At 62.3% G+C, this 4303-nt stretch carries 5 protein-coding genes; 2 read left to right on the top strand and 3 right to left on the bottom strand.

Going from position 1 to position 4303, the window contains the following annotated elements; translation table 11 throughout:
- Nucleotides 1-930, bottom strand: a 930-nt coding sequence (locus B7L71_RS08165) for a CoA-binding protein (protein WP_170919458.1), incomplete at its 3' end; no start/stop codon positions are given.
- 55 nt (nucleotides 931-985) lie between these two features.
- Nucleotides 986-1795 carry an enoyl-CoA hydratase/isomerase family protein gene (locus tag B7L71_RS08160; RefSeq protein WP_039178479.1) on the bottom strand — a complete coding sequence of 270 codons (810 nt, stop codon included), beginning with the start codon at nucleotides 1793-1795 and terminating at the stop codon, nucleotides 986-988.
- Between the two features lie 180 nt (nucleotides 1796-1975).
- On the opposite strand from B7L71_RS08160, the gene B7L71_RS08155 reads away from it, so the two are divergent.
- A complete protein-coding gene (locus B7L71_RS08155) occupies nucleotides 1976-2872 on the top strand; it encodes a MurR/RpiR family transcriptional regulator (protein WP_081137222.1) in 897 nt (298 codons plus the stop codon).
- A 21-nt stretch (nucleotides 2873-2893) separates the two neighbouring features.
- Here B7L71_RS08155 and B7L71_RS08150 read toward each other — a convergent pair whose 3' ends face one another.
- On the bottom strand, nucleotides 2894-3871 hold the full coding sequence (locus tag B7L71_RS08150) for an NADPH:quinone reductase (RefSeq protein WP_081137220.1): 978 nt from the start codon (nucleotides 3869-3871) through the stop codon (nucleotides 2894-2896).
- 244 nt (nucleotides 3872-4115) lie between these two features.
- Here B7L71_RS08150 and B7L71_RS08145 point away from each other — a divergent pair.
- A partial coding sequence (locus B7L71_RS08145; RefSeq protein ID WP_283160408.1) for a glycerophosphodiester phosphodiesterase family protein occupies nucleotides 4116-4303 on the top strand: 188 nt, incomplete at its 3' end.

The following is a 4303-nucleotide window of genomic DNA, read 5'->3' as shown; positions in this document are numbered from 1 at the left end:
CCGCTTGCCGGGCGCCTGCTGCAATTGCCCCAGGCCTTCGGCAACCGGCAGGATCTCGTCAGAGTACTGCACCACGCTGACACCCACCTGACGCAGCAGGTCTACCGTCATCTGGTAGCTGCCTGCCAGGGCGCCGGTGTGCGAGCTGGCCGCTTTTTGCCCCTGCTCTGTGGCGCCGGATTTGTACACCACCACCGGCTTGTGCGCCGTGACCTGGCGAGCCACATCCAGAAAGCGCCGTCCATCCCGAAACCCTTCCACGTAAAGGGTCGCCACTCGGGTATGCGGGTCCTCACCGAGATAGCGCAGGTAGTCGTTGAAACCAATGTCGCTTTGGTTACCGGGGCCAATATAGCTACTGAATCCTACCTGGCCGTTATGCTGTGCTTCCAGGGCCAGCGCCAGCAGCATATTGCCCGATTGCGAGACGATACCGATATCGCCTGCCCTGACATTGGCCAGGTCCAGCAGGTTGATGCGCTGATGCAGGTTGAACAGACCGGAGGTGTTGGGGCCGATGATGCGCACCCCATGCGCCTCGGCCGCCGCCATCATCGCTTCCTCCAGGGCAGCCCCTGCCGCTCCGGTTTCGCCGAACCCGCTGGCCAGCACTACCGCGCCCTTGATCCCCTGACGGCCACACTCGGCGATCAGCGCCGGTACGCTGGCAGCCGGGGTACACAGCAGAGCCAGCTCCGGCGTACCCGGCATGTCCGCCAGTGAGGGCCAGGCCGGAATGTCGAGGATCTGCTCCGCCTTGGGGTTGATGGGGTAGATCGCCCCCTCATAGCCGCCCTTGATCAACCCTAGCAGGGCTTTATAGCCGCGCTTGGTCGGGTCGGCAGAGGCACCGACGATAGCGATACCCGTTGGGGAAAGCAGTGTGTGCAGCGGGCTGCGGGAGCCGTGTGATTCGTTGAAGCGGTTCATGACGTGACCTGTAGGGCAAAACGGACGATAAAAGGATTGCAAGGTGGCAGCCGGCTCATTTGCCCTGAAAACGCGGGGCACGTCGTGCGGCAAAGGCATCGACCCCTTCTTGCCAATCGTCGGTGATCGAGCAGGTAAACACGGCGTCCAGCTCCTGCTGAAGCTGGCTTTCCATGCTGGTTTCGCTGGCGCGATTGAGCAGCGGCTTGAGCATCGCCATGGAGACCGGCGCCTGCCCAGCCAGCCGAGTAGCCAGCGCCTGGGCCTGGGCCATCAGCTCGGCTCCCGGATGGTTGGCCAGTGCCAAACCGATCCGAGTGGCCTCCACGCCATCGATGCGGTCGCCCAGATACAGCAGGCGGCGCGCCTGGCCCAGGCCCACCCACTGCGGCAGACGCTTCGAAACACCGCCCCCGACACAGGTGCCAATACTGGTTTCGGGGAAGCCGATCTGGGCATCCTCGGCCATGACGATGAAATCACAGGCCACGGCCATTTCTGCCCCCGCCCCCAGGGCATAGCCATTCACGGCCGCCACCACCGGCTTGCCCAGCTGGTCGATGGCTTCACAGGCATCATTGCCCAACTGCAGATAAGCCCGCCGCTGAAACAGCGAGCGCTGTGCACTGCCATGGGCTTTCATGTCCGCGCCGACACAAAAGGCGCGCCCCTCTCCGGTCAGGATCACCGCTCTTACCTGCGCTGCGTGCTGGGCAAAGCGCAGGGCGTCGAGCAGCTCTTCATAAAGGGTTTCAATCACCGCGTTCAGCCGGTGGGGTCGGTTGAACCGCAGGGTCAGCACGTGTTCATCCAGAGAGATCAGGAGCGTTTCATAGGTGGGCAGCGCGGGCGCGTCGGCAGACATGATGCTGTTGGTAACCTCGTTCGGAAAAAGCAAATAAGGAAACAATTGTTCCTTTAAATAAAAAAAGAGAAACAAACGTACTGCCGAACGATAGGACACTGCCGGGGGATAATCAATACATTCGTGACAAAAACATTTATCATTGGCACAAATGTTTTACACCTCATCAAAGAGAGCCCTATGCCTGACCACGCCACCCGCCCTGCGCCCAACCTGGAAAGCGTCCACCGGCAGCTGGCCGAGCACTACGCCACGCTCAGCCCACAGCTCAAACGGGCGGCCAGCTATGTGCTGGAACACCCGACGGAAATGGCGTTTCAGTCAGTGCGTAAAACGGCCCAGGCCGCGTCGGTGACGCCTTCCACTCTGGTTCGGCTGGCCAAGCGGCTGGGCTTCGAGAGTTACGAGTCGTTTCGGGAGGTTTTTCAATCGGCGGTGCAGGCCGCACCGGTCGAACTGAGCGGCCGTGCCAGTCGGCTCAAGCAGCAGGTGCGCAACCCGCAAGAGGCGCTGTTCGTGGAGGTGGGTGATGCCGCTTTCGACAACATTGGCAGGCTCTTCACGGCGGATAACCAAGCGCGGGTAAAAGACGCCGCCGAGCGCATACTGGCGGCTCGCCGGGTGGCCGTGATCGGCTTTCGCGATACCTTTGCCTGCGCCTACCACTTTGCCTACGTGGGGCGTATCGCCATGCCCGACGTGACGCTGATTCGCGGACAGGAGGGCGGGCTCCTGACGGAGCTGGCGCCCTTCGACGAACAGGACGTGGTGGTGGCTTTCGGCTTCGAGCCTTACTGCGCCGAAACGGTCAAGGCGCTGGAGATTGCCCGCGCCAACGGCGTGCAGGCCATCGTGGTCACCGACACCCTGCGCTCACCGCTGGTGCCTGGCGCCAGCGTGACCTTCACCGTCGCCAACGCCACGCCTCACTTCTTTCCGTCGCTGCTCTCGGCCATTACGCTCAGCGAAGCGATTCTGGCCGAGTGCGTGGCCGTCGGCCCCGACCAGCTGGTGGATAACGTGGCCAGCTTCGAGCGGCGCATGCGCCAGCTGGGGGCCTATGTCGACGTGGACTAACCCCCGGCTCAGGCGAGCGGCTCAGGGCAGCAGAATGGTCGAGCCGGTCGTCTTGCGGCTCTGCAGCGCATCCTGGGCCTTGCCTGCTTCCTGCAAGGGGTAGCGGTTGGCGACATCGATGCGAATCTTGCCGCTTTCGATCATGGCGAAGAACTCTTCGCACATCATTTCCAGCCGCTCGCGGGTATCCGCATAGCCGTTCAGGCTGGGCCGCGTGACGAACAGCGATCCCTTTTGATTCAGGATACCGATATTAACGCCGTCCACCGGGCCGGACGCGTTACCAAAGCTGACCATCAGCGAGCGCGGCTTGAGACAATCCAGCGACATCTCCCAAGTGTCCTTGCCCACGGAGTCGTACACCACATCACACATTTCACCGTTGGTCAGCTCGCGCACCCGCTCGACGACGTTCTCTTCGGTGTAGTTGATGGTGGCCCAGGCGCCATTGGCCATGGCCAGGTCAGCCTTCTCCTGAGAGCTGACGGTGCCGATCAGCTTCACGCCCAGCGCCTTGGCCCACTGGCAGGCAATCGAGCCCACGCCCCCGGCCGCCGCGTGGAACAGAATGGTCTCGCCGCCCTTGAGCGGCTGGGTTTGACGCAGCAGGTACTGCACCGTCAAGCCTTTCAGCATACTGGCCGCCGCCGTTTCGAAGTCGATGAAATCCGGCAGCTTGACCACCTTGGCCGCGGGCAGCGTGTGCAGCTCGGCGTAGGCGCCCAGCGGGCCCTGGGCATACGCCACGCGGTCACCTACCTTAAGATGCGTGACGCCCTCGCCCACCGCATCGACGATGCCTGCGCCCTCGGTGCCCAGGCCAGAAGGCATGCTGGGGGCCGGGTACAAGCCTGTGCGGAAATAGATATCGATGAAGTTCAGGCCAACGGCCTTGTTGGCGATACGGACTTCACCGGCAGCCGGTGCGACAGGCTCGACCTCGGCCCACTCGAGTACGTCGGAGCCACCGGTAGTGGAAAATTGAATACGCTTGGACATCAAAAAACTCCTGTTATTGGCGATGGGGTATCGCTTGTTATGAATTATCGTTTGCCGTGAATGATCGCGTTGAGCATCGCTGACCGAAAACGGATGACGGAGTCTGCACGGGTCCGCTATCCAACCGCGTCAGGGCGCTGAAATCAAGTCGTCCAACCCTCTGGCCGACACACGCCTGTCACGGGTACATGCTAGACTAAGGGCCATTTTATAACACGCCTGGTCACCACAAGACGGATCGTCCATGACCCATCCTGCCATTGAAGTACCCACTCTGATTGCCCACCGCGGCTACTCTGCGGCCGCCCCCGAAAACACCCTCACCGCCGTGCGCGCCGCTCATCAGGCGGGGGCGCGCTGGGTTGAGCTGGATGTTCAACTGCTGGGGGACGGCATGCCCGTGATCTGGCACGACAGCGATGTAAGCCGCTG

It is taken from the genome of Halomonas sp. BC2 (assembly GCF_002078115.1).
Lineage (GTDB): Bacteria > Pseudomonadota > Gammaproteobacteria > Pseudomonadales > Halomonadaceae > Vreelandella > Vreelandella stevensii.
Note: the sequence above shows the minus strand (reverse complement) of the source record. Positions and strands in the feature narration are given on the sequence as shown.

Coding starts and splice junctions, on each gene's coding strand:
- B7L71_RS08160 (WP_039178479.1), bottom strand. CDS start 1,795: ATGTCTGCCGACGCGCCCGCGCTGCCCACCTATGAAACGCTCCTGATC.
- B7L71_RS08155 (WP_081137222.1), top strand. CDS start 1,976: ATGCCTGACCACGCCACCCGCCCTGCGCCCAACCTGGAAAGCGTCCAC.
- B7L71_RS08150 (WP_081137220.1), bottom strand. CDS start 3,871: ATGTCCAAGCGTATTCAATTTTCCACTACCGGTGGCTCCGACGTACTC.